This window comes from Mesorhizobium sp. M2A.F.Ca.ET.039.01.1.1, assembly GCF_003998035.1.
In the GTDB taxonomy this organism is placed as follows: Bacteria; Pseudomonadota; Alphaproteobacteria; order Rhizobiales; family Rhizobiaceae; genus Mesorhizobium.
On the sequence record NZ_RZRY01000737.1, the window covers coordinates 1 to 2,920 of the forward strand.

A 2,920-nucleotide genomic window follows, 5' to 3' on the forward strand; every position below is an offset into this window, starting at 1 on the left:
AGCACGGGCTGGTCGGCGCCGAGCTGTCTGTTCAGCGCCGCGACGGCCTGCGCATCGGCGAAGGGACCGAGCATGACGCGCGCGACATCGCCGGGCAGGACCTGCCCGGCGAGGAAGACCAGCGCGCTGACCAGCCATAGCGTGAGGAGCAGCGAAGCCGCGCGCGCCGACAAGGTGCGGCCGGTCAGCATCCGGTGCCCCGGCTGGTTTGACGTTTGCGCATCATGCCTGGACGAAGGAAACGCGGTCGAGCAGGAGATGCGAGATGGCCGTGAAGCGCACGCCCTCGACCTTCGCACTGGCGATCCGGCTGTACTGCGAGAAGTAGGAGATGATCTCAGGCGTCTCGTCGAGCAGCAGGGTCTGGATCTTGCGGGCCGCGATGCGCTGCGCCTGCAGGTCGCGGGCCTTGCCGTATTCGACCAGCAATGCGTCATAATCCGCATTCTTGAAATGCGCGGCGTTCCACGCGCCATCGCTCTTCAGCGTCGCGTTGAGGAAGATGTCGGGCGTGCCACGATGGCCGAAATCGGTGATGCCGAGATTGGAATCGAGCCATGGCGAGCTGCCGAAGGTCGCCGATCCATAATAGGCATCCTGCGGCAGCACATTGAGCTTGATGTCGATGCCGGCCTTCTTGGCAAAGTTCTGGATGATCACGGCGTAGTCGGGGATGTCGTAGGCGCGTTCGGTGGTGAGCGTCACCTCGAAGCCGTTGGGCACGCCCGCTTCGGCCAGCAGACGCTTGGCCTCGGCAATGTCCTGCTTGCGCTGCGGCACCGATGAATCGGCCGAGGGGAAGATGGGCGCGAAGGGCGTGTCGTTGCCGACGATGGCGCGGCCCTTGAGCAGGCCCTTGACGATGGCCTCGCGGTCGAGGGTGAGCGCCAGGGCGCGGCGGATGCGCTTGTCGGTGAACGGCGCCTGGTCGGTCCTGAGATGCACGGCGTCGTGCGAGCTCGCCTGGACGCTGAGCAGCTTGAAGTTGGCATTGCCCTCGATCGCCAGCTCGAGGCGCGTGGTGCTCGGGATGACGTCGAGCTGGCCGGCCTGCAGCGCCACGACCTGCGCCTGCTCGTCATCGAAGAATTTGATCTCGACCCGGTCGGGCAGCGCCTTGTCGCCCCAGTAATCGGGATTGCGCACGAAGCTGGCGCCCTGCTTGGGACGGAAGGATTCGAGCTTGAACGGACCGGTGCCGTTGAAATTCTTCTCGAAGTCGCCGGCATAGTCGGCCGGCAGGATCACGGCGTTGTAGACGTCGGAGGAGACATAGAAGGGGAAATTGGAGTTCGACTGGTCGAGATCGAAGGCGACCGTCTCGTCGTCGACGATCTTGGCGCCGCCCTTGGACAGGATGCCCTTGTAGGCCGACAGAGCCGACGAGCCGCTGTTCGGATCGACCAGACGCTCGAAGCTCGCCACCACGTCCTTGGCGGTGACGGTGCGGCCGTCATGGAATTTCACGCCGGGGCGCAGCTTGAAGGTCCAGCGCTTGGCCGTCTCGTCGGCTTCCCAGGACAAAGCGAGCTTCGGATGCAGCCCGTCCTTGGGATCGTCGAGGATCAGATATTCGCCGACCTGGCTGAGAACGCCGATGCTGGCCGGATCGGTGACGGTGACCGGATCGATCGCCTTGGTCGGCTGGCCAAGCCCGACGCGGACGGTGCCGCCGGCGGCAGCCGCGCGGGCCTGACCGGAGAAGCCGAGGCCCTGCGACGCGGCGAAGCCGGTCAGGCCGATGAGCGCGGCGTATTTCAACAGGTCGCGGCGCTTGAGGTAGCCCTTGGCGTATTCGTCGACGGCGACGTTCCAGATGTCGCCGGAGAGATTGCGAAGGGCGTCGATTTCGTTGCGCTTGGTCATTTTTGCCTCTGTGAAAAAGGGTTTTGAAAATGAGGTGACGACGACGGGGCCGGATCAGACCGGCTGGCCGTCGAGATGGATGCGGTCGACTGCTTGCGGATAGAAGGCGATCAGCCCCTTGATCTTCGGCATCTCGGCGATCGGATCGCGGTAAGCCCAGGCGATGTCCTCGCGTAGCGAACCGTCCTTGAGCACGCCCGACCAATAGGAGGCGATGCCCTTGTAGGGACATCGGGTCCTCGTCAGCGAGGCCCTCAGCCGGTCGAGACGGACATCCTCCAGCGGTAGATAAAAACGCGTCGGCAGGTGCGTTTCGAACAGGAGCACGGGACGGCGGCTGTCGGCGATCGGCTCACCGTCGAACCAGATCTCGACATGGCTGGAGCTCTGCAGCACGTCGATGCGCGCATAGGGATCGCGGGCATGGACGAAGACCTCTTCCTCCTCCTCGAACCATTGGTCGACGAGGTTCCAGGTGAAGGCTATGCGGCCGGCGAGCGACGCGAGGTTTTCGTCGGGCGGAGCGGTAAACGACCAGGCTGCATCAGCGGCGCGCCTGTCGCCCGCTTCGATATCCCAGTATTTCGTCTCGCCGCCGACCGGATGCTGCTGGCCTTGTTTCGAAGGCTTCAGCACCGACTGGTCGATCGCCGCCAGCGGAAAGAAATAGATCGGCAGGAAGTGGTTGGAGCGCAGCACCAGCACGTTGCGGCTGTCGGCGATGACGCGGCCGCCGAATTTGACGCGAATGCGCTTGGGGCTGTGCAGGACGTTGATCAGCTGCGGCGCGGTCGCCTCGCGCGGCTGCAATCTCGGTGCGGCGGTCATGGCGGCTCTCCTCAGGACACGGCGCGCTGATTGGCGCGCTGCTCGGCGAAGCGGTTGGCGGGACGGGCGAGGCCGAAGCGGTCGCGCAGCGTTCCGGGAGCGTATTCGGTCGGGAAGACGCCGCGGCGTTGCAGCTCCGGCACGACCTGCTCGGCGAAGTTGATCCAGTCTTCCGGCAGCAGCGGGAACATCAGGTTGAAGCCATCGGCGGCGCCCGCCTCGAACC

At 65.0% G+C, this 2,920-nt stretch carries 2 protein-coding genes and 2 pseudogenes; all 4 read right to left on the reverse strand.

Annotated features, from left to right (window positions below; translation table 11 throughout):
- A pseudogene (locus tag EOA24_RS32790) lies at nt 1-191 on the reverse strand (ABC transporter permease); the annotation flags it as partial.
- Nucleotides 192-222: 31 nt separating this feature from the next.
- The gene (locus EOA24_RS32795) at nt 223-1,866 is read right to left on the reverse strand and encodes an ABC transporter substrate-binding protein (RefSeq protein ID WP_127410518.1); all 1,644 of its coding nucleotides are present in this window, start codon (nt 1,864-1,866) and stop codon (nt 223-225) included.
- Nucleotides 1,867-1,920: 54 nt separating this feature from the next.
- Nucleotides 1,921-2,694, reverse strand: a complete 774-nt coding sequence (locus EOA24_RS32800; RefSeq protein ID WP_127257915.1) for a DUF427 domain-containing protein — start codon at nt 2,692-2,694, stop codon at nt 1,921-1,923.
- A gap of 11 nt (nt 2,695-2,705) precedes the next feature.
- A pseudogene (locus EOA24_RS32805) lies at nt 2,706-2,920 on the reverse strand (LLM class flavin-dependent oxidoreductase); the annotation flags it as partial.

Excerpts from the sequence above, each read along its gene's own strand:
- EOA24_RS32800 (WP_127257915.1), bottom strand. The coding sequence starts at position 2,694 with ATGACCGCCGCACCGAGATTGCAGCCGCGCGAGGCGACCGCGCCGCAG.
- EOA24_RS32795 (WP_127410518.1), bottom strand. The coding sequence starts at position 1,866 with ATGACCAAGCGCAACGAAATCGACGCCCTTCGCAATCTCTCCGGCGAC.